Origin of the sequence: Pseudomonas sp. PDNC002 (assembly GCF_016919445.1) — a bacterium.
Taxonomy (GTDB): domain Bacteria; phylum Pseudomonadota; class Gammaproteobacteria; order Pseudomonadales; family Pseudomonadaceae; genus Pseudomonas.
In genome coordinates, this window is record NZ_CP070356.1 from 6,014,532 (window position 1) to 6,039,486 (window position 24,955).

The following is a 24,955-nucleotide window of genomic DNA, read 5'->3' on the forward strand; positions in this document are numbered from 1 at the left end:
ATGCTTGCCCTCCCTCCCGCCATCTGGCGCTTTCGGCGACTGATCCTGCTGCTGGCCTTCGCCATCGTGCTGGCGCTGCTCTATCGCGCCAGCGGCCTGCACGAGGAGTTCAGCCTCGACTACCTGCGCAGCGAACTCACCGACAACCGCTTGCGTGGGATGCTGCTGTTCGTCGGGCTGTTCGCCCTGGGCAACCTGCTGCACATCCCCGGCCTGCTGTTCCTCGCCGCCGCCGTGCTGACCATGGGCAAGCTCTGGGGCGGACTGATCACCTACTGCGCGGCAGTGTTTTCCTGTGGCTTCACCTTCCTGATCGTGCGTGCCGTCGGCGGCAATGGCCTGCGCCTGCTGAACAACAGGCTGACCCGCGCAGTGTTCAGCCACCTCGACCAGCGCCCGGCGAGCAGCGTGTTCCTCCTGCGCCATGCCTTCATCACCTCGCCGACGCTGAACTACAGCCTGGCCCTCTCCGGCATCGGCTTCGCGCCCTACATGCTCGGCACGGTCTTCGGCCTGCCCATTCCCCTGCTGCTCTGCTGCCTGCTGTTCGACCGGCTGAGCAACGTGCTGATCGGCTGAGGCACGGCGAGCGCATCTGTGGGAAAATCGCCCACCGCCTTCCAGCCCCGCGCCTCCCATGTCGAAACCACCGAAACGCCCCGCCAGCAAACCTGAAACCCTGCGCGACCCCGCCGCCAAGCGGCCGAACCTGCTGCACCCGCGCAACCGCCATCAAGGGCATTACGACTTCCCGGCGCTGATCGAGGGCTGCCCGGAACTGGGCCGTTTCGTCATCACCAACCCCTACGGCAAGCCGAGCATCGACTTCGCCAACCCCGAGGCGGTGCGCGTGTTCAACCGGGCGCTGCTCAAGGCGCAGTACGGCATCGGCCAGTGGGATATTCCCGCCGGCTTCCTCTGCCCGCCGATCCCCGGCCGCGCCGACTACGTGCACTACCTGGCCGACCTGCTCGCCGAGGAAAACGGCGGCAGCGTGCCGCGCGGACCGGATGTGCGCGTACTGGACATCGGCGTCGGCGCCAACTGCATCTACCCGCTGATCGGTCACCGCGACTACGGCTGGCGCTTCCTCGGCTCGGACATCGAGCCTGCGGCCCTGGCTTCGGCCCACGCCATCCTGAATGGCAATCCGAGCCTGAATGAGGCGATCGAACTGCGCCAGCAGCACGACCCCAAGCACATCTTCCACGGGCTACTGGGCGCCGAGGAACGCTTTGACGCGACCCTGTGCAACCCGCCCTTCCACTCCTCGCCCGAAGAGGCCAGCAACGGCAGCCGGCGCAAGTGGAAAAACCTTGGCAAGCTCGACCCGTCGCGCCAACTGCCCAAGCTGAACTTCGGCGGGCAGAGCAACGAGCTGTGGTGCGAAGGCGGCGAGATCGCCTTCCTGCGCAAGCTGGCGGTGGAGAGCGCGGAAGTCGGCCAGCAGGTGCGCTGGTTCAGCTCGCTGGTGTCCAAGGCCGGCAACCTCGACGACTTCCGCCGCGCCCTGAAGAAGGCCGGCGCCATCACGATTCGCACCGTGGACATGGCCCAAGGCCAGAAGCAGAGTCGCTTCGTCGCCTGGACCTTCCTGGAGCCCGAACACCGCCGAACCTTGCCGTAGGGCGAATATCGCGGCACGCGTTATCCGCCATCACCCAGAGCACGGCGGATAACCGCAAGCGGTTATCCGCCCTACAGGTGGCCGCAGCTTTCGCGGTCCGTCAGGCCTCGGCCACCATCGCCGGGATGCGCTCACGGCCCAGCAGCACGAACACCAGCCCCGCCACAATGAACGTGATCCCGGCGAGCAGCTCCAGTACGCGGCTGAACACCGCCGTGTAATCGCCGCGCAATTGCTCCACTGGCACGTGCGGGAGTAGTTCGACCACTGCCGCCAGGTTACCGATGGCCAACTGGTTGGCACTCATCAGGCGCTCCGTCGAGCCCAGTCCCAGCGGCTCCAACTGCGCCGCGATCAAGGTTGCCAGCAAGGCACCGACCACCGCGATCGCCACCGCATCGGCGGACACCCGCACCGTGTTGAAGATGCCGGTGGCCATGCCGGCGCGCTCGCGTTCGACGACGCTCACCGCCAGCCCATCCATCAGCCCCCAGGGCAGACCGATACCGATGCCGATCACCAGCAGTGGCGCGTCCGGCGCCACCCCGTCCGCGAGATTGCGCGCCAGCCAGAGCAGCCCGCCCGCGACGATCAGCAAACCGAGCGCCGACAGACTACCTGCGCTGATGTGCTTCGCCAGCAGCGCCGCCAGGAACGGCACCATCAGCAGCGGCGCCGACAGCGCCAACATGGTCCAACCGGCCTGCAACGCGCCCTGGCCCTCGATGCCGATGAAGCGTCCGGGCAGCAATACGATCAGCACGACGTAGGCGAAAGCCGGCGAGGCCCCCAGCAATTGCACGCCAACGAAGCGCCACTGGCTGAACAGCGACAGGTCCAGCAGCGGCCGTTCGACACGACGTTCGATGACGATGAACGCCGCCAGCAACACGGCGCTCGATACCAGCGTGAGCATCACGGCAATACTGCCCCAGCCCTGCTCCGGCGCCAGCAGCAGGCCATAGGTGAACAGGCTGAGCGCAGCGGTGAAACTCAGCGCACCGGGCCAATCCAGCCCGCGCGCGTGCGGGTCGCGTGTCTCGCGGCAATAGCGCAGCACCATCGGCACCGAAGCCAGCGCACAGACCGCCGGCACCAGGAACACCCAGCGCCAGCCCGGTCCGTCGGTGAGCCAGCCGGCCAGCAATGGGCCGAAGGCCAGGCCAACGCCGAAGGTCGTCCCCAGCAGACTGAATACCCGCGTGCGGATGGGTCCCTCGAACTCCTGCGCCAGCGCCGCCATGGCCGCGGCGAAGGCCGCCGAACCACCCGCGCCCTGCAACAGGCGCAGCACGTCGATGGCCACCACCGAAGGTGCCAGGGGAATCGCCAGGGTAGTCGCGCAGAACAGACCCAGGCCGATCAGCCAGATTCGCTTGCGGCCGTAAACGTCCGCCAGGCTACCGGCCGCCATCATCGCCGCCCCATAGGCGAGCACATAGCCGTTGACGATCCAGTTCAGCTCCACCGCCGAACCGCCCAGCTCGTGGGCAATCGCCGGCAGCACCACCGCCGGACCGGTGAAACACAGGGGAATCAGCACTGCCGTCAGACTGGCGGCGAGCAACAGCAGCCAGCGCGACGCGTCGTTGCTGCCTGGTTGAGTATCGTGGGAGAGAGTCATGGTGGGTCCGTGATGATCCGAAGAAGACCCGCTGCACACTATTCAACCCGGCATTGCGGAAAAACAGGCTAGGATTCCGAACATAACGGACACTGCTGTCCGCAATCCCCGTACCGTCATGCGGCACAATGGCCGCCCGCCCACACGGACGCATTCACATGGACAGCCTCAACGGCCTGCGCGTCTTCCTCCAGGTGGCCGACACCCTGAGCTTCGCCCAGGCCGCGCGCCTGCTCGGTCTTTCCGCCTCGGCGGTGGGCAAGAGCATCGCGCGCCTCGAAGAACGCCTGGGCGTGCGCCTGTTCCATCGCAGCACGCGCAGCCTCAGCCTCTCCAACGAGGGCCAACTGTTCCTCGAACGCTGCCGGCGCATCCTCGACGAGCTGGAGGCGGCGGAGCAGGAACTGGCGCTGTCCACCCAGCAGGCGCGCGGCCGGCTGAAAGTCAGCATGCCGCTGGTGGCCGGCCTGTTGCCGCAGGTGCTGCCGGAGTTCCTGCGCTGCTATCCGCGCATCCAGCTGGACATCGACTTCACCGACCGCCTGGTCGACGTCATCGAGGAAGGTTTCGACCTGGTAGTACGCGGCGGCGAACTGCGCGACTCGCGGCTCAAGGCGCGCAAGCTGGGCGATTTCAGCCTGCTGCTGGTAGCCGCGCCGGCCTACCTGCGCCAATACGGTACGCCTCGCCGGCCGGCCGACCTGAACCAGCACCTGTGCCTGCACTACCGCTACCCCAGCAGCGGGCTGGTGCAACGCTGGCCACTCAACCTTGCGCCGGGTGAGTCGGAGCCGCGCCTGGAGGGCGGGCTAATCTGCAATACCGCTGACATGCTGATCAACGTCGCCAGCCAGGGCATGGGCATCGCCTGCCTGCCCGACTTCGCCGTGCGCAGCGCGCTGAACGACAGCAGGCTGGTGCAGGTGCTGGCCGAGCACACCGTGCACCAGGGTAGCTTCCATGCACTCTGGCCGGCGGGCCGGCGCATGCCGCTAAAGCTGCGGGTGTTCCTCGACTTCCTCGGCGACCGACTGTTCGTCACCCGTTAAGGATGCCCAAGGAGCGATCAGCGGATGAACTGCTTGCTGATCTCGCGGAAGGTTTCCGTGCCCGCGCGTTCCAGCCATTCGAACGCCACCATCTCCCGCGAGACGATCACCGCGCCCGCCTGACGCATCCGCTCCAGCGCCAGCGCCTTGTCCTGCGGGCGGCGTGAGCCGACGGCGTCCGCCACCACAAACACCTCGCGGTCCTCGGCCAGCAGCCCCAGCACGGTCTGCAACACGCAGACGTGCGCCTCGGTGCCGCACACCACGAATTGCCGGCGATCACCACCCGGCATCTGCAGCAAGCCGGGGTCGGTGACGGCGGAGAAGGCGATCTTCTCCAGCACCTCACCATCGTTGAGCTCATCGCGCAGCGCCGGCACGGTCGGTCCCAGCCCCTTCGGATATTGCTCGGTGGCCAGCACCGGCACACCCAGCCGGCGCGCGATGGCCAGCAGCCAGGCGCTGTGTTCCAGCACCGATTCGGCCTCGTGAATGGCCGGGAACAGGCGTTCCTGGATGTCGATGATCAGCAGGGTCGAAGCCTGGGCGCGCAGCAGCATCGTGGGTGTCCTCCGTTGCATGGGAACGCGAGATTCGAACCCGAGTTGTGGTCCCGCAGCGGCATGCTGTCAACCGCCATCGCACCATCGGCCACTTGGCAGGAGGCGCGCCAGCACGCACCCTATGCAGCGCCAGAACAACACAACAACGAGCCTGGGAGACAGGGAACATGGGCAAGAGCATCAGCATCGCCGCGCGTGACGGCAGTGGCAGCTTCAGCGGTTATCTCGCGGTACCGACCAGCGGGCGTGGCCCTGGCGTGGTGATCGGCCAGGAGATCTTCGGCGTCAACGCCAACATGCGCAGCATCGCCGACAGCTACGCCGAGGAAGGCTACGTCGCACTGGTGCCCGACCTGTTCTGGCGCCTGCAGCCCAACCTCGAGCTGGGCTACAGCGAGGCCGAGTTCGGCCAGGCCATCGGCCTGTTTCAGCGCTTCGACGTGGACAAGGGCGTGGACGACATCGCCGCCGCCATGGACGCCTTGCGCGCACTGCCGGAAGTAGAAGACCGCGGCCTCGGCTACGTCGGCTTCTGCCTCGGAGGCAAGCTTGCCTACCTCACCGCCGCGCGCACCGACGCGGCCTGCTCGGTCGGCTACTACGGCATGGGCATCGAGCACATGCTGGATGAAGCGCAGAACATCCGGGGTCGCCTGGTGCTGCACTTCGCCGAGCAGGACGTGTATTGCGACGCGAACGCCCGCGCGGCCATTGGCGAGGTGCTGGGCAAATTGTCGAAGGCGGAGATCTACAGCTACCCCGGCGTCGACCACGCCTTCGCCCGCCCCAACGGAATGCACTTCGACAAGCCCGCCGCGCTGATGGCCCACGAGCGCAGCATCGGCGCGCTCAAACGCGAGATCGGCCCGGACTTCGACCTGTCGAAACTCTGGGAAGACCACATCCACCACGAATTCGCCGCCCGCGACGTGCCCGCCACCATGGCAACGATGGTCGCCCAGCCCTACGTCAACCATATCCCCACCATGACCGGCGGCGTCGGCCAGGACGAACTGGCGCGCTTCTACCGCAACCACTTCGTCCACGGCAATCCGCCGGACATGAAGCTGGTGCCGATCTCCCGCACCGTCGGCGCCCTGCAGGTGGTGGATGAATTCGTCATGTGCTTCACCCACTCCACCGAGATCGACTGGATGCTCCCCGGCGTACCGCCCACCGGCAAGTACGTGGAAATCCCCATGCTCGGCGTGATCCGCTTCCGTGGCGACAAGCTGTGCCACGAACACATCTACTGGGACCAGGCCAGCGTGCTGGTGCAGATCGGTCTGCTCGACCCCGCCGGGCTGCCGGTGGCCGGCGTGGAAACGGCGAAGAAGCTGCTCGATGAAAGCCTGGTCTCCAACACCCTGATGAACAAGTGGAAGGACAGCGAAGGTCGCTGATCCTCCACCCCCACAAGGAGCCATCGATGTACCCCATAGGGAAATGGACCTGCGCCGCGCTGCTGGTACTTGCCGGCAGCGTCGGCGCGGCGGAGCGCACCGCACAGCCGTGCGACGACGGCACCCTGCAGACCCTGGCCGGGCTGCTCGGCCAGCAGGGCTGGCAGGCGCCGGAGTCCGGTGCTGCAACGCCGGTGGTCGCAGCTGCCTGCAAGGCCTGGCCGGATGATCCGAAGCTCGAAGTGGTCGCCGTCGCCTACAGCGCGGCAAACGACAAGACCGAGTCGGGCGAGCGCAACCTGAACCTGCTGGTCGGGCAACTCGACACCAGCAGCGGCAAGCTGGTGACGCGCGTCGACGACAGCATCGGCGAAGACGCCATGGTGGAAATCGACAGCTCCAGCCTGTGGATCGACACCGCCCGCTATCGCCTGGCGCCGGACGCCCGCGGCTTCGGCCTGATCATCGGCAGCGTGGCACGCGGCGCGAGCTGCCCGGACGCCTGGTCTTACGATGATTTCAGCCTGTACGCACCGCAGGGCGATACGTTGAAGGAGGTATTCCGCACCTACCTGCGGCAGTGGACGACGCTGGAGGGCCAGACCTGCAGCGATGAGCACACGGTGATCGAACGATCACAACTCACCCTGTCGATGGGCCAGGAAAGCCACCACGGCTATGCCGACCTGATCATCAGCTCGAAGGTGCAGCGCGAATCGGCTGGCGAGGATGTCGGCGCATCGCGGGCCGTCCGCAAGACCGTCAGCTACGACGGCACGCGCTACCCGTTCGAGGAGTTCTCGACCTTCTGGCAGAGCAAGCCTTAGCGTAGGAGCGGACTCCGTCCGCGATCGGCATCCGGCGCGACTCGACTCTCCACCTGTTGGCAGGCATGAAAAAACGCCGCTCCCCTGTCAGGGACGCGGCGTCATGGAGTGCTGCGCGTCGCGGGATCAGTGCCCCGTGCTGTCCCCACGCCGGCTGGTCTCGAAGAGGAACCAGGTGCGCTGCTCGGTCTCGTCGATCCAGTTCTCGATCAGGCTGGCGGTGGCGATGTCGTGGTACTCGTCGCACAGGTCATGGACTTCGCGCATGTAGGAGGTCAGCGTTTTGTTGTCCTCCTGCAGCTCGGCCAGCATGTCCAGCGGCTGCACGAACTCCGCATCGTTGTCGAGGATGCGCTTGTCGCGGGCGATGTGGCCGATGGAACGGATGGTGTTACCGCCGATCTTGCGGGTGCGCTCGGCGATGGCGTCGGTCATCGCGAAGATCTCGGTGGCGTGGTCGTCCAGCAGCAGGTGGTAGTCGCGGAAGTGCGGACCACTCACGTGCCAGTGGAAGTTCTTGGTTTTCAGGTAGAGCGCGAAGACGTCGGCGAGCAGGCGGTTGAGCGCGGCGGAGAGATCGCGGGTGGCGTTCTTGCTCAGGTCCGACGGCGTGGCCAGGGCAGGCGCGCGGCGGGGAGCGGGTTTGGTTGCGGCAGGCTTTGCTGCAGCCGTCTTCGCGGCGGGTTTGGCTGCAGCGGGCTTGGCGGCCGGCTTGGCAGCGGCGGTTTTCGCGGCGGGTTTACTGGCCGCTTTCGCAGCCGGCTTCGCGGCGGGCTTGGCCGCTGCGGGTTTCTTCGGAGCCGATGCGGATTTCTTCATCACAAATCACCTCTACGAAAGATCACGATACCTGTGGATGCCGACCCAGGCGGATACGGCTGACTTACGCGGTCTTGAGCCTATCTCGCCTGGCGTCGATTGCAAGTTGACCGCGGTCATGCGCGGGCGTTCCGACCGTTGAGGTCCGATCAGCGAATCGGCTTGCGGAAGTACACCACCCGCTCGGTCTCGACGAAGCCCAGGGCGCGGTGCAGCGCATGGCTCGCCGTGTTGTCGAGCGCGGCATCGGAGGCGAATTCCACGCAGCCACGGGCGCGTCCCCAGGCTTGCACCACCTGCACCAGAGCCCGCGCCACGCCTTGCCGGCGCGCGGCCTCGGTGACATAGAGACCTTCGAGGAAAAGCACCGGAGAGCCTTCGGTACCGTTCACATAATCGTGGCGCACCGAGGCTTCCGCCAGGCCGATAGCCCTGCGCTTTTCGTCGCGCGCAAGCCAGGCGCAGAAGCGCTCCGGCTGCGCGAGAATGTCCCGTGCTTCCTCGCGGAACTCATCCGCGTGATCGCCCGGCCAGAGTTGCAGGCGCAGGTCGATCCAGTCGGCCAGATCGCTCTCTTCGCAGTGCCGTACCTGCCTGTCCATCAGGACTTCTCCGGGTTGAATCGGAACTGACTCTCCAGCTGGCTGTATCCCATGCCGACACCCTTATGCACCTTGAGCTGCACCGGGATGCGCTCCTTCAGTGCCTCGACGTGGCTGATCACGCCGATGGTCTTGCCCGTGGCATTGAGGCTGTCGAGGGCATCCAGCGCCACTTCCAGTGTCTCGCCGTCGAGGGTGCCGAAGCCTTCGTCGAGGAACAGCGAGTCGATGCTGGTCTTGTGGCTGACCAGGTCGGACAACGCCAACGCCAGCGCGAGGCTGACCAGGAAACTCTCGCCACCGGACAGCGTCTTGCAGTCGCGTGCGGTATCGCCCTGCCAGGTGTCGATCACTTCCAGCTCCAACTCACCGTCGCTGCGCCGTGCCAGCTGGTAGCGGCCGTGCAGGCGCTGCAACTGGCGGTTGGCGAGGTGCACCAGATGATCGAGGGTCAGGCCCTGGGCGAAGCGCCGGTAGCGTGCGCCATCGGACGCGCCGATCAGGCTGTTGAGGCGCTGCCAGAGGTCGTGTTCGTCCTCCTGCCGGGCGATCTGGGCGAACAGGCTCTGCTGGCTGGCACGACGGTTGTCGTCGCCCTGCAATTGCGCGCGAATTTCGCCCTGACGCTGTCCCAGCTCGCGCAGCTGGATGGCGAGCGCCTGCAACTGCTGGTCGAGTTCTTCCAGCGATAGCTCGCCGCGGGGTTCGACCTGCAGGCGCTCCACATCCTGCGCAGCGGCGGTGTGCAGGGTGACGGCTTCGGTGATCGCCGTTTCCAGGCGCTGGCGCATTTGCGTCAGGTGCGCGCGCTGATCATCGTCGAGCAACGCGGCGAGGAAGGCCATCTCGTCGGCAAAGGGACTCGCCGCCAGCGCCTGCTGCCAGCTCGCCAGCCGCTCCGCCAGGCGCGCCTGCTCATTCTCCAGGCGCTCACGCAGGGTCTGCTCGCGGCCCTGCAAGGCGTCGGCCTGGCGTTGCGCGGCGGCCAGTTGCTCGTCAGCCTGTGCCAGGGCCTGTTGTGGCGCAGGCACAACCGCCAGAGGCTCCCGTTCGGCAAAGCCGGCAGCCTGCCAGCGCTGCGACCACTGTTGCGCCACCTGCCGCGCAGCCTGGGCGAGCTGTTCGGCATCACGCTCAGCCGTCGCCAGCTGCTGGCCCTCCGACTGATCCTGCTGCCATTGCTGCCACTCTGCCGTGCGCTCGGCCAGCCATTGCTCGCCATCGGCCGGCATCGCGTAGCCCAGCTCGTCCAGGGCGGCGACCAGCGCTGCATCCTGTTGCTGAAGCTCGACACCTTGCGCGGCCAGTTGTTGGGCGCGTTCGTCCTGGCGCTGACGCTCGTGAATCTGCTTCTGATCGAACAACGCCAGCTGCTGTGATGCGTCGGCATGATCACGCTCGGCCTGCTGACGCTGCTGCTGCGCCTGCTGCCAATGAACCCTGTGCTCCTCCAGCGCCGTCAACTGCCGCTGCAAGCCAGACTGCGCCGCTTCATGGCGTTCGCGCTCGGCGGTGAGCTGCTGGTCATCCTCCAGCGCCAGCCCCTGCGCGGCGCACAATTGCCGCCACGCTTCCTGATGCTGAGTCAGCGCGGCCTGGGCATCGTCCACCTGACGTTGTCCCTGCACGCATTGCGCATCCAGTTCCGCCAGCTCGCCACGCAGGGCGATGCCTTCGCTCTCCAGCTCGGTCAACTGCTGGCGCAGCTGTTCCAGTGCGCGCTGCGTGGAGGACACGTCCAGTGCCTGGTAGGCCGCCACCGCCGGATGCTCCGGCGAGCCGCACAGCGGGCAGGCCTCGCCCGGCTGGAGCTGCGCCCGCAGGTGCTCCAGCTGATGGATGCGCTGCTCCTGTTGCAGCAGTTTTTCCTTGTCGGCGACCTGCTGTTTGGTCGCCTGGTAGCGTTCGCGCAACGTGACAATAGCTGCATCGCGCTCGGTCTTTCGCTGCCGCAGCGCAACCAGCTCCGGTTGCCAACGCGCCAGTTGCGCAGCGGCCTGGGTGCGGGCCTGGGCCAGTTGCTCCAGGCGATCGAGACTACGGCCATGCGACTGCGATTGTTGTAGACGCTCGCGCAGCGCGCTCTCGGTCGCGCCGCCCAGCACGGCGTCGAGCTGCTGCTGGTGCTGCGCCTCCTGGGCGACGGCCACCTCGAACTGTTGCCGCATGAACTCGACGCTGCCGTGAAGCGTCTGCCGGTGCGTGGCCGCGGTCTGCAAGGCCTGGTCAACCGCATGCGCCTGCCGCTGCAATTCAGCGATGGCCTGCGCCAGGCGCGAACGCTGGGCGAACTGCGCACGCCAGCCGCCCAGCAGCTCGCCCAGCCGCGCACGGTGGGGATGCTGCGCCAGCCGCGCCTCAAGCGCCTGCCGCTGTTCGCCGACAGCCCGCCACTCACCATCGCGCCTATCGCTCGCTTGCTGCGCCAACTGCGCGGCTGCCCACATGGCGTGGGCTACCTGGTCGTGACTGACGGCCTGCTGGGCACGGTTATCCTCAAGCGCGAGTCGATCCTGCTCGACACTCTGCTGGGTGCTGCGCCAAGCCTGGTGCAATGGCTGCAAGCGCGCGGCGGGCTCGCTGTCTGCCAGGCGCTTGATATCCGCTTGTGCCTGCTGCAGCGACTCGCGCGCACTGGCCTCTTGCGCGGTGGCCTGCTCGACCTGCTGCTGTGCGCGGGTCAGGTCTTCACGCCAGCGGCGTTGAACCTGCAGGGCGGCTTGCTGCTCGTGCAAGGTCGCTTCCTGCGCGGCGGCGTCGCGGCCTTGTTGTTCCAGATCGCCGCGCTGCTCGGCGCTGAGCAACTCGAAGCCCTCGGCACGGGCGCGCAGTTGCTCCAGGGCACCGCGCACTTCCCGGGTGCGCTCGAACACGCGCTGGGAAATCAGGCCGTAGATTTCCGTGCCGGTGAGCTCTTCCAGCAGTTCCGCGCGCTGGTTGGCATTGGCTTCGAGGAAGGCCGCGAAGCCGCCCTGGGCCAGCAGCATGGACTTGGTGAAGCGTTCGAAATCGAGGCCGGTGAGGGTCTCGGTCTGCTTGAGCTTGTCGTTGATCTTGTCGGTGAGGATTTCGCCTTCACCGCTGGCGCGGTCGATGCGTACGAGTTCGACCTTCGGCGCCTGCAACGCACCCTCGGCCTTGTCGCGGGCGCGGCGCTGGCTCCAGAAGGCGCGGTACGGCTGCCCCTTCACCTCGAACTCCACCTCGGCGAGGCAGTCGGCGGTGTGCCGGGTCATCAGCTCGTTGCCGCTCTGCGACAGCACGCTCATGCGCGGCGTGCGGTGGTACAGCGCCAGGCAGATGGCGTCGAGCAACGTGGTCTTGCCCGCCCCGGTCGGCCCGGTGATGGCGAACAGGCCGTTGCCGGCGAACGGCTCGGCGGTGAAGTCGATCTTCCACTCGCCCTTGAGCGAGTTGAGGTTCTTCAGGCGCAGGCTGAGGATTCTCACGAGCGCTCCTCCTGCAGGTCGGCGACGACCTGGCGGTAGAGCCCGGTCAGCCGTTCGCGCAGCGGTGCGTCCAGTTCCTCGGCGTCCAGGCGCTGGCGAAACACGTCCTCGGGGCTCAACTCGTCGAGGGTTTCCTTGGACTCGCTGAACAGCGCGGCCTGTGCGGTGCCGCGCGCTTTTCGGGTACGCAGGACGATCACCGGCAGGTCTTCGCAGAGTTTTTCCACGCGCAGCTGGATATCGGTGAGGTAGTCGTCGGTGTGCACCAGGACTTCCAGCCATACTGGCTGTTCCGCGCTGCCTTCACGGGCGACTCGGGCCAGTTCGGCAGGCAATTCGGCGAGGCTGCCGGACACCGACTTCATCGGCTGAAAGCGCGGCACGGGCAAGGCGGTGACGCTGCGCAGGCCGCTGTCATCGACATCCACCAGCAGCACTTCCTTGCCCTGGGTCGCTTCGTCGAAGCTCAGGGCGATGGGCGAGCCGCAGTAGCGGATGTGCTCCAGCCCGCCTACCTTCTGCGGTCGGTGGATGTGGCCGAGGGCAATATAGTCCGCCGCCGGGAAGGCGCTGGTGGGGAAGGCTTCCAGCGTGCCCACGTAGATTTCCCGCACCGACTCGCTGGCACTCGCGCCCACAGTGGTGAGATGCCCGGTGGCAATGATCGGCAGGTGCCGGCCGAGGTCCTCGCGCTGTGCCTCGGCGCGTTCGAACAGCTCGCGGTAATGCGCCTGGATCGCCTGTTGCAACGCCAGTTGCTTGTCCTGCGCACTTTGCCCGGCCTGGCTGGTGAGCACGTCGCGCGGGCGAATGAACGGGATCGCGCAGAGGATCGCGCCGGGCTGGCCATCGCGCTGCGGCAGTACCAGCAGTTGGCGGTCAAGGTCGGTGCCGACGGCGGCGATCACCTGCGTGTCGAGGCACGCCAGCAAGTCGCGGGACTCCTCCAGCATCGCCACCGAATCATGGTTGCCGCCCAGCACCACCAGGCGCGCACCGGTATCGCGCAAATCGACGATGAAGCGGTTGTACTGCTCACGCGCATAACTGGGCGGCGCGCCGGTGTCGAAAATGTCGCCGGCGATGATCACCGCGTCCACGGCCTGCTCGCGTACCTGCTCGATCAGCCAGGCGCAGAAGGCCTGGTGCTCGGCCTCGCGGCTCTTGCCCATGAAGTGCTGGCCCAGGTGCCAGTCGGAGGTGTGGAGAATGCGCATGCCGTGAAGTCCGCAGCCGTGTTTCGAAGGATTCGGATGATAGCGGCTTCCGCCCCCGCATTGGCGGATTCGCCTGCCGTCGCCGCGCAGGCTGGCTATCGTTTCAGGACAGCAGTCGCCACAAGGACTCCCCATGCAACGCCTTCTGAACATGCTCAAGGACCTCGCCATCCTGGTCCGCGCCAACCTGTGGCTGGTGCCGGTGCTGGCCGCGCTGGTGGCGGCCGTCTTCTACTTCGTCGCCCCGCCGCCACCGATGAGCGCCACCCTGGCCACTGGCGCGCCGGGCGGTAGCTATGCGGTGTTCGGCCAGCGGCTGAAGGAAGAACTGGCCAAGCAGGGGTTCGACCTGAAGCTGGTACGCACCTCTGGTTCGAGGGAGAACCTGGGCGAGTTGCTGGATGGCGCTAGCGGCGTGGACCTGGCACTGGTGCAAAGCGGCCAGGAGCGCCAGCTGGAAGCCAAGCAGCGCGCGCAGTTGCACACCCTCGGTGCAATGTTCCAGGAGCCGTTGTGGCTGTTCCAGCGACGCGACGCGAAGATCGACCGCCTGGCCGACCTGCAGGCGCTGCGCGTCGCCATCGGCAGCGCGGGCAGCGGCACGGAGGCGGTGACCGAGGCGATCCTCACGGCCAACGAGATTCCCTTCCAACCGCTGCCGGCGGGTTGGCAGGCACGCGGCGGCAACGCCGTGGCCAATGAGCTGCTGGCCGGCGATTTGGATGCCGCGTTCTTCGTCGGCCCGGCGGAAAACCCGCTGGTGCAACGGCTGGCCGCCAGCCCCGAGCTGAAGCTCGCCGGCTTCCGCCGTGCCCACGCCTACGAAGCACGGATTCCCTTCCTCAAGCGCGTGGATGTCAGCGAGGGCTTGCTGAACCTGGCGCAGAACATGCCGGACCAGGACATCGCCACGCTCGCACCGGTGGCGACCCTGGTGATCAACGATGCCTTCCACCCGGCGCTCACCCCGCTGATCCTGGAAGCGGCGCGCGAGGTGATGAAGAGCGGCACCCTGCTCGACCCGGCCGGCGCCTTCCCCAGCGCCGAGCCGCGCACCCTGGGTCTGCAGGAAGACGCCGAGCGCTACTACAAGAACGGCCCGCCGCTGTTGCAGCGCTTCCTGCCCTTCCGTATCGCCTCGCTCGCGGATCGCTACATCATCCTGCTGATTCCCTTCATCGCCATCCTCATTCCGCTGATGAAGTCCATCGGCCCGCTGTACCGCTGGCGCATCCGCGCGCGCATCTACCGCTGGTACCGCTACCTGCGCGAAATCGACCGGCGCCTGGACGAGCGCACGGGCAGCGCCGAATTGAGCACCGAGATCGAACGCCTGGAGCAACTCGAAGCCGAGCTGGCGAAGGTCGAGGTGCCGCTGTCGTACTACAACGAGCTGTACGAATTGCACCTGCACCTGAACTACGTGATTCGCCGCCTGCGCCAGCTGCGACGTAATCGGCGTGAACGCGATGCGGGGCTGGCGCCGGCGGCGGACTGATCGGCGTCGCGCATCCCGGCGCCGGGTCGGGTAAACTCTGGCGTTTTCCAATCCGCCCGCCCCGCCGCCGCCTCGATGCGCGCGGCGTGGCCGGCACTGAACATCCGGGTCCGCCATGCCGATTCGTCACGCCATCGTCCACCTGATCGACAAGAAGCCCGACGGCAATCCCGCGACGCTGCACGCGCGCCAAGCCGAACTGGGCGACTCCCAGGCCATCGAGAACCTGATGGCCGACCTCAACGAGAGCTACAACGCCAAGCCGAACAAGGCCTGGGGCCTGTTCCAGGGCGAATCCGGGGCCTACCCGTTCAGCGGCTGGCTGACCGAGTACCTGGACGGCGGCAAGGACTTCGTCGGCTTCTCCGTGCAGGCGGTCGAACACCTGAAGTCGCTGATGGAAGAGTCCAATCTCTCCACCGGCGGCCACGTCTTGTTCTGCCATTACCAGCAGGGCATGACCGACTACCTGGCCATCGCCCTGCTGCACCACAGCGAAGGCGTGGCGGTGACCGAGTCGCTGGAGGTCACCCCGTCGCGCCACCTCGATCTCGGCCAGTTGCACATGGCAGCGCGGATCAATATTTCCGAGTGGCGCAACAACAAGACCTCCAAGCAGTACATCTCCTTCATCAAGGGCAAGGGCGGCAAGAAGGTCTCGGACTACTTCCGCGACTTCATCGGCTGCACCGAGGGCGTCGACGGCCCGAGCGAGACCCGCACGCTGCTCAAGGCTTTCAGCGATTTCGTCGAGAGCGAAGACCTGCCCGAAGAGCAGGCCCGCGAGAAGACCGACGTGCTGGTGGACTACGCCACCAGCCAGGCCAAGATCGGCGAGCCGATGGCCCTGGACGCGCTCTCCGAGCTGATGGACGACCAGGCGCCACGCGCCTTCTACGACTACATCCGCAACAAGGACTACGGCCTGTCGCCGGAAATCCCGGCGGACAAGCGCACCCTCAATCAATTCCGCCGCTTCACCGGCCGCGCCGAGGGGCTGTCGATCAGCTTCGAAGCGCACCTGCTGGGCAGCAAGGTGGAGTACGACGAGGCGCGCGACATGCTGATCATCCGCGGCCTGCCGACCCAATTGCAGGACCAGCTCAAGCGGCGCAAGGACTGAGGTCCGTGCGCTGACGAAAAAGCCCATCTCGCGATGGGCTTTTTTGTGGCTGACGATTTGACGCTGTGCGGTTCGCGAGCAAGCTCGCTCCTACAAAAAGCCCGCTGGGCGTTCCGGCGACCCGTAGGAGCGAGCTTGCTCGCCAACCTGCCAACTTCCGACAAAACAACCCAGAGCGGCCGGCTCCGCGCTGCTAGAGTCAATCCAGGCGCCTCACGTTCGCGGTGGCCGCCATGTCTGCCCTGCACGCTCTCACCGCCGCAGTTTCCCCGCTCTCCGGGCATCCCCGGGTGCACCACTCGGCTCTCGCGCTGCTGCTCCTGCTCTGTACCCACCTCGCCCTGGCCGCCGCGGCGTCACCCGCGCTGACGCCCAACGTCGCGCGTTTCGTCCTGGCCAACGCCGAATTCAGCGTGATGCACGAGATGGGGCACATGCTGATCGCCGAGTACGACCTGCCCGTATTGGGGCGCGAGGAAGACGCGGCGGACCAGCTCGGCTTCATCCTGCTGTTCCGCCTCTACGCGAAGCTGCCGCGCGACGAAGTGGACGCGCGCCTGCTGGACATCGCCGATTACTGGCGCCTGGAATGGCAGACGCCCAAGCCGCCGCCGGACCAGGTGCTGGCCTGGGACAGCCATCCGCTGGACGAGCAGCGCTACTACAACATCGCCTGCCTGCTGTACGGCAGCGACATGGCGCGGCTGGACTGGCTGCCGCCGCTCACTGGCCTGCCCTACGAGCGCGCCGTCTACTGCGACCAGGAGTTTCGCCAGGCGAGCAAGGCGCTGGAGTGGATTCGCCACGCGCGACGACATGCGTCCATTCAGCATCGCGCCGCGCTGCGTCTGAACTACGACACGCCAGCGGTGGATCGCGATGCGACGCTGCCGCTGATCGCCCTGCTGCGTGACGGCGACCACTTGCAGTTGATGGTGGACGAGGTCTTCCGCCTGTTCCGCCCGCCGCGTCCGCTGACGATCCAGCTGGTCAGCTGCGGCGCGCCGGACGCCTGGTACAACAGCAACAGCGGGGAAATGGCGCTCTGTTACGAGCGCCTGCAGCATTTCCGCGACATGGCCGAGAACCTGCCGCGCTTGCGTACGCCGATGATGCGGCGGTGCCCCGGTCCGGCAGGACTCAGACCGGGCGGATGCTGAAACCGATGCGCGGGAAGTGAACGTGGACGACGCCCGCGCGCGGATCTTCGCGACGCAGGATCAGGCTCTCGCGGCCCGCATGCAGCAACTCCCCTTCCACCGGATCACAACCATAGTCGGTGGCGGCGATCACTACGCGCTGGCCGATCTGGAAGCCATTGGGGTCGACGAAGCCATCCTCCGGCAGCGCGGCGGGCTGGCTGTCGCGGGCGACGGCGATGGCCTCGTCGGCACTCATCGGGCTGGACGCGCCATGGCCGAAACCGAGCACGCGGGCAAGCCAGGCGCTGACCGCCGGATAGTCATCCACCAGCGGCGAAGTCACCGGGGTAGCCTTGACGAACCACAGGCAGTGGGCCAGCGAGAAATCGGCGATGGACGGCTCGCCGAAGAGGAAATCACCCTCCTCGCGGGACAGTTGCTGCTCGATGCGCGCCATGAACGCAGGCCACTGGTGCTTGGCCTGCTCGGCCGACAGCTTGCTCGCGGTGCCGCCGCTGAACAGCTGGCTGCGGTCGGCGACGAAGGCCTTGAGGAACTCCGGCGGCAGCTTGCCGAAGCGCATGGCAATGGATTCCGGCTGGAACACCAGGCTGACGGCGTGCTGGAAGATCACCGAGTCGACCCACTGGGCGAAGCTGGCGGAGGTGAACTCGTGGCCTTCGGGGAACAGCGCCGGCACGGCCTTTTCCTGCTCCAGGCGGCGGGCGATCAGCGCGGTGTCGCAGTAGATGTCGGCGCCGACCTGCAACACCGGCGTCTTGCGGTAACCGCCGGTCAAGGGCATCAGGTCCGGCTTGGGCATCAGCGGCGGAATGGTCACCGAGCGCCAGGACAGTTGCTTGAAGCCCAGCATCAGACGCGCCTTTTCGGCGAAGGGCGAAGTCGGGTAGTGGTGCAGGATCAACTCGGACATCACAGGCTCCAACGGCCGGAAGGTGGTCCGGCAGCTTAACCCGTGCGCGGGGCGAGTCCTACCTCATCCCTCGGATGGGACGACATCCACGGCGCTGATGGAGAATGGATTGGCGAGTACCAGGCGCTCCTTGGCCAGCTTGGTCAGCGCCTTGATCGCGCGCTCGCGGCGCAGGGCGTCGCCCTTGCCGGGGCAGGCCTCGACGTAGACCAGCGCCTGCGCCGGGCTCGAGTGGAAGAAACGCGCGCCCTTGCCACTGCGATGGGCCTCGAACCGGCGCCGCGCATCGTCACTGATGCCGCAGTAGAGCGCGCCGTTCTCGGCGCGCACCAGGTAGACGAACCAGGGTTTGGGCTGGGCCGCCGTCACGACGCCCAGACCCGCGCCTGCATGCGGTCGCAGTAGGCGACCAGGCGTTCATAGCTGCGCGCCATGTCGTTGAGCGGGGTTTCCAGGGTGCTGAGGATCAGGTTCGCCAGCACCCCGTAGGTGGCGGCATCCGCGCTGCACGGCTGAGCGCCACCAAAGTACGGCAGGTCGCCGAGCATGCCGTCCAGCGCCTCCAGGTCGTCGCGGGCGAAGCTGAGCAACTCCTCGCGGTTATGGCGCATCAGGCCACGGCCCTTCAGGTCAGCGCGGATCTTGCGCTGCATGAGCACGCCCACGGCCGGGCGCAACGGCGCCGGGATGCCACGGAACATGACGTCCTTGACCTGGCGGAAACCGGGTTCGTCGAGCCAGCGGAAATAGACCAGCAGTGGCACCAGGTGCTCGTCGCACAAACGGGTGATCGACACGGCCCAGCCACGCCCGCGGGCGTCCAGGCCGGCATCCAGGTCGAATTCATAGTATTGCTGCAGGGTGCGCATGATGATCGACGTGTCGGCGATGGGCTTGCCGTCCAGCGTGACGAAGGGCAGCTTGCCCTTGGGGCCCTTGCGCGGGTCCATCACATGCTTGATCTGGTATTCGAGCCCGGCCAGGCGCAGGAAGGTCTCCAGCTTCAGGCAGAAAGGGCTGACATTGGGTACGTTGAAGGCGGGCGGGAACTGGAAAAGTGTGATCATGGCGGCGTCCGGCTTTCAGTCGCCTGTCATTTAAGCCTATCCAGCCGCGCCGGGCGAGCCCGAAAGCCTCGGATCAAGCGCGCGCGGCCCGTTGTGCGCGATAGGCCGCAAGACCTTTTGCCGCTTGTGCGCGAATCGCCGCCTGCACCGGCGGCGCCCAGCCCAGCAGGGTTCCCTTGGCGCCAAGGGCCTGCCGAGACCACTTCCAGAGGTCGAAGGAGTCCGCGTGACGACAGATCAATCCGTCACGGAACTGGAAATGTGCCTGGATGTGATTCGTCACTTTCCGGCCTGTCTGGGTGAAGGTGTAGGACGCCACCCAGCGCGCCGAGCCGCGTTGATCGTCCGCCTCGACGCCTTCGTAGCTGAGAGAAAAGTCCTGCGCCCGCGTCGTCAGCATCCGCCACATGTCCCCGGCCTCGCCCCCACGCAGATCGGTGAAGACGGGGTCGCTGAAGTGCACGTCGGCGCTGTAGCAGGCGGCCATGGCGTCGCCGTCGCGGCGCTGGAAGGCCTGGTAGAAACGCTCGATCAGTTGGGCGTGGGGGTGGGCCATGTCAGCACTCGCGGCAGGAGGGAATGTGTGCAGTATCGGCATGGAGTGGACTGGACACGATTGGCAATATCGACAACATTATGACCAATAGCGCCAAACTCCTCCCCCCCCATGCACAGCGAGACGCCATGTTCAGGATAGCCCTGTTCGTCTGCCCGCAAACCCTGTGTTCCAGCCTTGGCCTGGCCATGGACAGCTTCCACCTCGCCAACCGCCTGGCCGGCGCGCGCCGCTTCGAGGTGGTGCGGGTCAGCGCCGACGGGGAGCCGGTGCAGTTGCCCTTTGGCCGTATCGAAGTGGAAGGCGGGCTCGATCTCGCCTCGGGCTGTGACCTGCTGCTGATTCCCGCCACCGGCGCGGATATCGCCATGACCTTCACAGCCAACCAGCCGTTGCTCGCCTGGCTGCGCCGCGCACCTGGCAGTGCGCAGCTGGGCAGCCTGTGCAGCAGCGCGTTCCTGCTCGCCGAAGCGGGGGTGCTGGATGGCCGCCGCGCGACGACGCACTGGGCGCTGGAGGCGGCATTCCGCGAGCGCTATCCCCAGGTGCGGCTGGATATCGACGCCCTCTGCACCGACGACGATGGCCGCCTCTGCTCCGGCGGGGCGCAGGCGGGCCTGGACCTCTGCCTGTACCTGATCGAGCGCGAGGCCGGCGCGGCCCTGGCACGGCGGGCGGCGGCGACCCTGGTGTTCGAGCACGGGCGAGGCCGCCAGCGGCGCTTCACTCCCCTGCTGCCCGATCCGCTGCCCGCGGGCTCACCGCTGGCGCCGTTGCTGGCCTGGCTGGAGGACAACTACGCGCAACCCTTCGACCTCTCCAGCCTGGCGCAGCGCGTGCACTGCTCCACGCGCACGCTGTTGCGGCGCTTTCGCGAGCAGGTGGGGATGTCGCCAAACGATTACGTGCAGCGCCTGCGCATCGCCTCGGCACAGGAGGCGCTGGGTGATCCGGCGCGCTCGCTGGAGCGCATCGCCAGCGACGTCGGCTATGCCGACCGGGCGAGCTTCGCGCGGCTGTTCAAGCAGGTATGCGGGGAGACGCCGGGGGCATTCCGGCAGCGGTTGCTGGGACGGCAGACGTAAGAATCTCTTGTAGGAACGAGGGGGACGCCCAGTTCTTGCTAGCGAACCATTCTCCGGCAACTCCAAACGCTGGGTGGTTCGCGAGCAAGCTCGCTCCTACAAACAACGGATCAGTGGAACCACTCCATCGCCGTACGCCACACGCAGACGCCGACGAAATAAGCCGAAGCCACGAACCACAGGCCGAGCAGCCAGGGCTGGTCGACCGGCTGCTGAAGGATCAGCAGCGCGCTGCTGAGCATCCAGACGAAGGTCACGGCGATGTTCAGCGGCATGAACTGGCGCACGCGGAAGGGGTGGAGGAACTTCATGCGGGTCAGGGTCAGCGCGGCCAGCACCAGCACGGTGACGAAGCTCACCCAGGGGTGCAGCTCGAGCACGAAGAAGTACACCGCCACCACGTTCCACGCGGCCGGGAAGCCGACGAAGTAGTTGTCCTTGCTCTTCATGTTGACGTTGCAGAAGCAGAACAGCGAGGACACCAGGATCACGCCCACGGCCAGCAGCTCGGTGTAGACCGGTAGCGGCACGTAGCGGTAGATGAAGATTGCCGGGATGAAGACGTAGGTGAGGTAGTCGATCACCAGGTCCAGGGTCGAGCCATCGAAGTGCGGCAGCACCGCCTTGACGTCGAACTTGCGCGCCAGGGTGCCGTCCAGGCCATCCACCAGCAGTGCCACGCCTAGCCAAAGCAGGCAGGCCTGGGGCCTGTTGTCGACCAGCGCCAGAAGCGCGAGCAGTGCGAGAATGACACCGCTGGAGGTCACCGCGTGGGCGCCCCAGGCCTTGGCTTTGCTGAGGTTCATTGGCGATAGGATCAGGTTCACGTCGGCTCTCTTCCTTTAACGGCGGATGCAGGCGAGCTACTTCAAACGTTAGCCCATCCCTGACAAACCACTGCACATGGGATCACCGATCCGACGGTCGAGTTCAGCCGGTTTTTCGCGATGCGCACCCTGTGCGGTGGAATCGGCAGCATACGCCGTTGCAACGGGGGCTTGCCATCGGGGGAGACGAGCGTGCGAACAGGTGGCGGGCTATGGCGTGCGGTTGCCCTCTCCCTAACCCTCTCCCTGAAGGGAGAGGGGATTGTCCGAGCGGAAGCAAAACTCAAGTTTCCACCGGGAACGTTGCAGAACGTCAGGATGGCACCGCTCTCGCCACGCGCACCGAACGGCACCCTCTCCCTTCAGGGAGAGGGCTGGGGAGAGGGTTTACTTGCTCCGAAGTCAATGCAGGATCTGGCTGAGGAACAGCTTGGTCCGGTCCGACTGTGGATTATCGAAGAACTGATCCGGCGGCGCCTGCTCGACGATCTCGCCCTTGTCCATGAAGATCACCCGGTTCGCCACGGTGCGGGCGAAGCCCATTTCGTGGGTCACGCACAGCATGGTCATGCCGCTCTGCGCCAGGCCGATCATGGTGTCGAGCACTTCCTTGACCATTTCCGGGTCGAGTGCCGAGGTCGGTTCGTCGAACAGCATGATCTTCGGCTTCATGCACAGCGCGCGGGCAATCGCCACGCGCTGCTGCTGGCCGCCGGAGAGCTGGCCGGGGAACTTGTGGGCCTGCTCCGGGATGCGCACGCGCTCCAGGTAATGCATCGCCACTTCCTCGGCCTGGCGCTTGGGCATCTTGCGCACCCACATGGGCGCCAGGGTGCAGTTCTGCAGCACGGTCAGGTGCGGGAACAGGTTGAAGTGCTGGAACACCATGCCGACTTCGCTGCGGATCGCCTCGATCTGCTTGAGGTCGTTGGTCAACTCGGTGCCGTCGACCACGATGCTGCCCTGCTGGTGCTCTTCCAATCGGTTGATGCAGCGGATGGTAGTGGACTTGCCCGAGCCGGACGGCCCGCAGAGCACGATGCGCTCGCCCTGCTTGACCTCCAGGTTGATGTCCTTGAGCACGTGGAACTGGCCGTACCACTTGTTCACGCCCTTCATGGTGATCATCACGTGATCGCCGATGGCCGGCTGTGCGGTCTTGTTGGTGGCTTCAGACATGATGGATCGCTCCTAACGCTTGTGGCCGGTGTCCAGCTTGTGCTCCAGGTGCATGGAGTAGCGGGACATGCCGAAACAGAAAATCCAGTAGACGACCGCGGCGAATACATAGCCTTCGGTGGCCATGCCCAGCCAGGCCGGGTCCGAGGTGGCGCGCTTGATGCTATTCAGGAAGTCGAACAGACCGATGATGATCACCAGGCTGGTGTCCTTGAACAGCGCGATGAAGGTGTTGACGATGCCGGGGATCACCAGCTTGAGCGCCTGCGGCAGGATCACCAGGCCCATGGTCCGCCAGTAGCCCAGGCCCATGGCAGCCGCCGCTTCGTACTGCCCCTTGGGAATCGCCTGCATGCCGCCGCGAACGACCTCGGCGATGTACGCGGCCTCGAACAGCACCACCATCACCATGGCCCGCAGCAGCTTGTCCAGGTTCATGCCTTCGGGCAGGAACAGCGGCAGCATCACCGAGGACATGAACAGCACGGTGATCAGTGGCACGCCGCGCCAGAACTCGATGGTGGTGACGCAGATGACCTTGATCGCCGGCATCTTCGAACGCCGCCCGAGTGCCAGCAGGATGCCCAGCGGCATCGCCCCGCAGATGCCGACCGCGGCGATCACCACGGTGAGCATCAGCCCGCCCCAGGCGCTGGTCGGCACGGTCTCCAGGCCGAGGAAGCCGCCGTGCAGCAGCCAGTAGGCCACGATCGGCAGCGCCACGAGGAAGCCCAGGCCGTACTTCACCTTGTACTGGAAACGCTTGAGGAACAGCGGCGCCGCGCCGAACACCACGAACAGCACGGTGAGGTCGACGCGCCAGCGCAGTTCCTCGGGGTAGAAGCCGTACATGAACTGGCCGAAGCGCGAGCCGATGAACACCCAGCAGGCGCCCTCGCGGGAGCAGTCGGCGCGGGTGGTGCCGTTCCAGTCGGCCTTGATGATCGCCCACTCCAGCAGCGGCGGCACGATCAGGTAGACCAGGTACAGGCCAAGCAGCGTCAGCAGGGTGTTGAACCAGCTGGAGAACAGGTTGGCGCGCAGCCAGGCCAGCGGGCCGATGCTCAGGCCGGGCGGCGGCAGGTCGGGCTTGAAAGTATGAGTAGTCATCGAATTCTCTGCTCTCTATACGGATCAGCGCTCGACCAGCGCGATGCGCTTGTTGTACCAGTTCATCAGCAGCGAAATGCTGATGCTGATGGCCAGGTACACGCTCATGGTGATGGCCATGGTCTCGATGGCCTGGCCGGTCTGGTTGAGCACCGTGCCGGCGAACAGCGAGACCATGTCCGGATAGCCGATGGCGGCGGCCAGCGAGGAGTTCTTCGCCAGGTTCAGGTACTGGCTGGTCAGCGGCGGGATAATCACCCGCAGCGCCTGCGGGATGATCACCAGGCGCAGAATGTGGCCCGGACGCAGCCCCAGGGAGCTGGCGGCCTCGGTCTGGCCATGGCTGACCGCCTGGATGCCGGCGCGCACCGTCTCGCCGATGAAGGCGGCGGTGTAGACCGACAGCGCGAGCACGATCGACACCAGCTCCGGAATCACCACCCAGCCGCCACGGAAGTTGAAGCCCTGCAGCACCGGCACGTCCCAGTGGAACGGCGCGCCGGCCACCAGGGACACAACGCCCGGCAGCAGGATCAGCAACGCCAGGCCGCTGAGGAATACCGGGAAGGCCTTGCCCGTGGCATGGCGGCGAGCCCTGGCCCACTTCCAGATCACCGCCCAGCCGACCAGCGCCAGGATCACCGCGACGATGAATGGGCCGAGGCCATCGGCGGCGATCGGCGCGGGCATCTGCAGGCCGCGGTTGTTGACGAAGAACAGGCCGCCGAAGCTGATGCTCTGTCGCGGGTTCGGCAGCGGGCCGAGCACGGCGAAGTACCAGAAGAAGATCTGCAGCAGCGGCGGGATGTTGCGGAAGGTCTCGATGTACAGCGTCGCCAGCTTGCGGATCAGCCAGTTGGGCGACAGCCGCGCCACACCGAGGATGAAGCCGATGATGGTGGCGAAGAAGATGCCCACCACCGTGACCAGCAGCGTGTTCAGCAGGCCGACCAGGAACACCCGTCCGTAGGTGTCGCTTTCGCTGTAGTCGATCAGGTGCTGGGAGATGCCGAAGCCGGCGCTGTGGTCGAGGAAACCGAAACCGGACTGGATGCCACGGTGGGCCAGGTTGGTCTGGGTGTTGTCGAAGAGGAACCAGCCGACCGCCACGACGAAGATGACGGCGATGATCTGGAATGCCCAGCCGCGCACGACGGGATCGTTGAGCGATACCTTCTGCGCAGGCCGGGCTTTGATGGAATTCTGCATGTAAGCCCTCTTACGAACCCCGCCGGGCGACCACGGGGCTACGCC

Annotated in this window: 23 protein-coding genes; 9 read left to right on the top strand and 14 right to left on the bottom strand. The window is 66.3% G+C overall.

Annotated features, from left to right (window positions below; translation table 11 throughout):
* Positions 1-579, top strand: coding sequence for a VTT domain-containing protein (locus JVX91_RS27220; RefSeq protein ID WP_205337136.1), 579 nt, complete (start codon positions 1-3; stop codon positions 577-579).
* A gap of 58 nt (positions 580-637) precedes the next feature.
* Positions 638-1,627 (top strand): 23S rRNA (adenine(1618)-N(6))-methyltransferase RlmF, encoded by a 990-nt coding sequence (gene rlmF, locus JVX91_RS27225; protein WP_205337137.1) that lies wholly within the window; start codon positions 638-640, stop codon positions 1,625-1,627.
* Between the two features lie 100 nt (positions 1,628-1,727).
* Here rlmF and JVX91_RS27230 read toward each other — a convergent pair whose 3' ends face one another.
* Entirely contained in the window at positions 1,728-3,251 is a 1,524-nt protein-coding gene (locus JVX91_RS27230) for an MFS transporter (protein WP_240201672.1), read from the bottom strand.
* A 158-nt stretch (positions 3,252-3,409) separates the two neighbouring features.
* Here JVX91_RS27230 and JVX91_RS27235 point away from each other — a divergent pair, with 158 nt between their 5' ends.
* On the top strand, positions 3,410-4,300 hold the full coding sequence (locus JVX91_RS27235) for a LysR family transcriptional regulator (protein WP_205337138.1): 891 nt from the start codon (positions 3,410-3,412) through the stop codon (positions 4,298-4,300).
* 17 nt (positions 4,301-4,317) lie between these two features.
* On the opposite strand, the gene JVX91_RS27240 is transcribed toward JVX91_RS27235, so the two are convergent.
* Positions 4,318-4,860, bottom strand: a complete 543-nt coding sequence (locus tag JVX91_RS27240) for a hydrolase (RefSeq protein WP_205337139.1) — start codon at positions 4,858-4,860, stop codon at positions 4,318-4,320.
* Between the two features lie 170 nt (positions 4,861-5,030).
* Here JVX91_RS27240 and JVX91_RS27245 point away from each other — a divergent pair, with 170 nt between their 5' ends.
* Positions 5,031-6,266, top strand: a complete 1,236-nt coding sequence (locus tag JVX91_RS27245) for a dienelactone hydrolase family protein (RefSeq protein ID WP_205337140.1) — start codon at positions 5,031-5,033, stop codon at positions 6,264-6,266.
* 26 nt (positions 6,267-6,292) lie between these two features.
* On the top strand, positions 6,293-7,093 hold the full coding sequence (locus JVX91_RS27250; protein WP_205337141.1) for a hypothetical protein: 801 nt from the start codon (positions 6,293-6,295) through the stop codon (positions 7,091-7,093).
* Positions 7,094-7,219: 126 nt separating this feature from the next.
* Here JVX91_RS27250 and JVX91_RS27255 read toward each other — a convergent pair whose 3' ends face one another.
* From JVX91_RS27255 to sbcD, 4 genes are all read right to left on the bottom strand, one after another.
* The gene (locus JVX91_RS27255) at positions 7,220-7,711 is read right to left on the bottom strand and encodes a DNA starvation/stationary phase protection protein (RefSeq protein ID WP_240201801.1); all 492 of its coding nucleotides are present in this window, start codon (positions 7,709-7,711) and stop codon (positions 7,220-7,222) included.
* A gap of 350 nt (positions 7,712-8,061) precedes the next feature.
* Complete coding sequence (gene aac(6') / locus JVX91_RS27260; RefSeq protein ID WP_205337143.1) at positions 8,062-8,514, bottom strand: aminoglycoside 6'-N-acetyltransferase; 453 nt, start codon at positions 8,512-8,514, stop codon at positions 8,062-8,064.
* Positions 8,514-11,963: an AAA family ATPase gene (locus JVX91_RS27265; protein ID WP_205337144.1), complete on the bottom strand. Its 3,450-nt coding sequence runs from the start codon at positions 11,961-11,963 to the stop codon at positions 8,514-8,516. Before JVX91_RS27265 ends, aac(6') begins: the two co-directional genes overlap by 1 nt.
* Positions 11,960-13,180, bottom strand: coding sequence for an exonuclease subunit SbcD (gene sbcD, locus JVX91_RS27270; protein ID WP_205337145.1), 1,221 nt, complete (start codon positions 13,178-13,180; stop codon positions 11,960-11,962). Before sbcD ends, JVX91_RS27265 begins: the two co-directional genes overlap by 4 nt.
* 133 nt (positions 13,181-13,313) lie before the next feature.
* Here sbcD and JVX91_RS27275 point away from each other — a divergent pair, with 133 nt between their 5' ends.
* The 3 genes from JVX91_RS27275 to JVX91_RS27285 all read left to right on the top strand — a co-directional run bounded on the left by JVX91_RS27275 (position 13,314) and on the right by JVX91_RS27285 (position 16,961).
* Complete coding sequence (locus JVX91_RS27275) at positions 13,314-14,678, top strand: TAXI family TRAP transporter solute-binding subunit (protein ID WP_205337146.1); 1,365 nt, start codon at positions 13,314-13,316, stop codon at positions 14,676-14,678.
* A 115-nt stretch (positions 14,679-14,793) separates the two neighbouring features.
* Complete coding sequence (gene yejK / locus JVX91_RS27280; RefSeq protein WP_205337147.1) at positions 14,794-15,801, top strand: nucleoid-associated protein YejK; 1,008 nt, start codon at positions 14,794-14,796, stop codon at positions 15,799-15,801.
* A gap of 233 nt (positions 15,802-16,034) precedes the next feature.
* Complete coding sequence (locus tag JVX91_RS27285) at positions 16,035-16,961, top strand: DUF4344 domain-containing metallopeptidase (protein ID WP_205337148.1); 927 nt, start codon at positions 16,035-16,037, stop codon at positions 16,959-16,961.
* Here the strand turns inward: JVX91_RS27285 and JVX91_RS27290 are convergent.
* The 4 genes from JVX91_RS27290 to JVX91_RS27305 form a co-directional block, all read right to left on the bottom strand.
* Positions 16,942-17,877, bottom strand: a complete 936-nt coding sequence (locus JVX91_RS27290) for a glutathione S-transferase family protein (protein ID WP_205337149.1) — start codon at positions 17,875-17,877, stop codon at positions 16,942-16,944. The two genes, JVX91_RS27285 and JVX91_RS27290, sit on opposite strands and share 20 nt — an antisense overlap.
* 63 nt (positions 17,878-17,940) lie before the next feature.
* Entirely contained in the window at positions 17,941-18,246 is a 306-nt protein-coding gene (locus JVX91_RS27295; protein ID WP_205337150.1) for a GIY-YIG nuclease family protein, read from the bottom strand.
* Positions 18,243-18,944 (bottom strand): glutathione S-transferase C-terminal domain-containing protein, encoded by a 702-nt coding sequence (locus JVX91_RS27300; protein WP_205337151.1) that lies wholly within the window; start codon positions 18,942-18,944, stop codon positions 18,243-18,245. The genes JVX91_RS27295 and JVX91_RS27300 overlap by 4 nt, the downstream gene beginning before the upstream one ends.
* Before the next feature lie 73 nt (positions 18,945-19,017).
* Entirely contained in the window at positions 19,018-19,500 is a 483-nt protein-coding gene (locus JVX91_RS27305; protein WP_205337152.1) for a nuclear transport factor 2 family protein, read from the bottom strand.
* A gap of 128 nt (positions 19,501-19,628) precedes the next feature.
* On the opposite strand from JVX91_RS27305, the gene JVX91_RS27310 reads away from it, so the two are divergent.
* Positions 19,629-20,585 (top strand): helix-turn-helix domain-containing protein, encoded by a 957-nt coding sequence (locus tag JVX91_RS27310; RefSeq protein ID WP_205337153.1) that lies wholly within the window; start codon positions 19,629-19,631, stop codon positions 20,583-20,585.
* A gap of 110 nt (positions 20,586-20,695) precedes the next feature.
* Here the strand turns inward: JVX91_RS27310 and pcsA are convergent, their stop codons facing one another.
* The 4 genes from pcsA to JVX91_RS27330 all read right to left on the bottom strand — a co-directional run bounded on the left by pcsA (position 20,696) and on the right by JVX91_RS27330 (position 24,910).
* Positions 20,696-21,391: a phosphatidylcholine synthase gene (pcsA, locus tag JVX91_RS27315; protein WP_205340116.1), complete on the bottom strand. Its 696-nt coding sequence runs from the start codon at positions 21,389-21,391 to the stop codon at positions 20,696-20,698.
* A gap of 423 nt (positions 21,392-21,814) precedes the next feature.
* Positions 21,815-22,591 carry an amino acid ABC transporter ATP-binding protein gene (locus JVX91_RS27320; RefSeq protein ID WP_205337154.1) on the bottom strand — a complete coding sequence of 259 codons (777 nt, stop codon included), beginning with the start codon at positions 22,589-22,591 and terminating at the stop codon, positions 21,815-21,817.
* Between the two features lie 12 nt (positions 22,592-22,603).
* The gene (locus tag JVX91_RS27325; protein ID WP_205337155.1) at positions 22,604-23,701 is read right to left on the bottom strand and encodes an amino acid ABC transporter permease; all 1,098 of its coding nucleotides are present in this window, start codon (positions 23,699-23,701) and stop codon (positions 22,604-22,606) included.
* 24 nt (positions 23,702-23,725) lie between these two features.
* Positions 23,726-24,910 carry an amino acid ABC transporter permease gene (locus tag JVX91_RS27330; RefSeq protein ID WP_205337156.1) on the bottom strand — a complete coding sequence of 395 codons (1,185 nt, stop codon included), beginning with the start codon at positions 24,908-24,910 and terminating at the stop codon, positions 23,726-23,728.
* Positions 24,911-24,955: the final 45 nt, after the last annotated feature.

Bases quoted from the DNA above. Each gene is read 5' to 3' on its own strand.
- sbcD (WP_205337145.1), bottom strand. From the start codon at position 13,180: ATGCGCATTCTCCACACCTCCGACTGGCACCTGGGCCAGCACTTCATG.
- JVX91_RS27250 (WP_205337141.1), top strand. From the start codon at position 6,293: ATGTACCCCATAGGGAAATGGACCTGCGCCGCGCTGCTGGTACTTGCC.
- JVX91_RS27300 (WP_205337151.1), bottom strand. From the start codon at position 18,944: ATGATCACACTTTTCCAGTTCCCGCCCGCCTTCAACGTACCCAATGTC.
- JVX91_RS27285 (WP_205337148.1), top strand. From the start codon at position 16,035: ATGTCTGCCCTGCACGCTCTCACCGCCGCAGTTTCCCCGCTCTCCGGG.
- JVX91_RS27330 (WP_205337156.1), bottom strand. From the start codon at position 24,910: ATGCAGAATTCCATCAAAGCCCGGCCTGCGCAGAAGGTATCGCTCAAC.
- JVX91_RS27320 (WP_205337154.1), bottom strand. From the start codon at position 22,591: ATGTCTGAAGCCACCAACAAGACCGCACAGCCGGCCATCGGCGATCAC.
- JVX91_RS27220 (WP_205337136.1), top strand. From the start codon at position 1: ATGCTTGCCCTCCCTCCCGCCATCTGGCGCTTTCGGCGACTGATCCTG.
- JVX91_RS27230 (WP_240201672.1), bottom strand. From the start codon at position 3,251: ATGACTCTCTCCCACGATACTCAACCAGGCAGCAACGACGCGTCGCGC.
- JVX91_RS27325 (WP_205337155.1), bottom strand. From the start codon at position 23,701: ATGACTACTCATACTTTCAAGCCCGACCTGCCGCCGCCCGGCCTGAGC.
- rlmF (WP_205337137.1), top strand. From the start codon at position 638: ATGTCGAAACCACCGAAACGCCCCGCCAGCAAACCTGAAACCCTGCGC.
- JVX91_RS27310 (WP_205337153.1), top strand. From the start codon at position 19,629: ATGTTCAGGATAGCCCTGTTCGTCTGCCCGCAAACCCTGTGTTCCAGC.
- JVX91_RS27235 (WP_205337138.1), top strand. From the start codon at position 3,410: ATGGACAGCCTCAACGGCCTGCGCGTCTTCCTCCAGGTGGCCGACACC.
- yejK (WP_205337147.1), top strand. From the start codon at position 14,794: ATGCCGATTCGTCACGCCATCGTCCACCTGATCGACAAGAAGCCCGAC.
- pcsA (WP_205340116.1), bottom strand. From the start codon at position 21,391: ATGAACCTCAGCAAAGCCAAGGCCTGGGGCGCCCACGCGGTGACCTCC.
- JVX91_RS27290 (WP_205337149.1), bottom strand. From the start codon at position 17,877: ATGTCCGAGTTGATCCTGCACCACTACCCGACTTCGCCCTTCGCCGAA.
- JVX91_RS27305 (WP_205337152.1), bottom strand. From the start codon at position 19,500: ATGGCCCACCCCCACGCCCAACTGATCGAGCGTTTCTACCAGGCCTTC.
- JVX91_RS27240 (WP_205337139.1), bottom strand. From the start codon at position 4,860: ATGCTGCTGCGCGCCCAGGCTTCGACCCTGCTGATCATCGACATCCAG.
- JVX91_RS27245 (WP_205337140.1), top strand. From the start codon at position 5,031: ATGGGCAAGAGCATCAGCATCGCCGCGCGTGACGGCAGTGGCAGCTTC.
- JVX91_RS27275 (WP_205337146.1), top strand. From the start codon at position 13,314: ATGCAACGCCTTCTGAACATGCTCAAGGACCTCGCCATCCTGGTCCGC.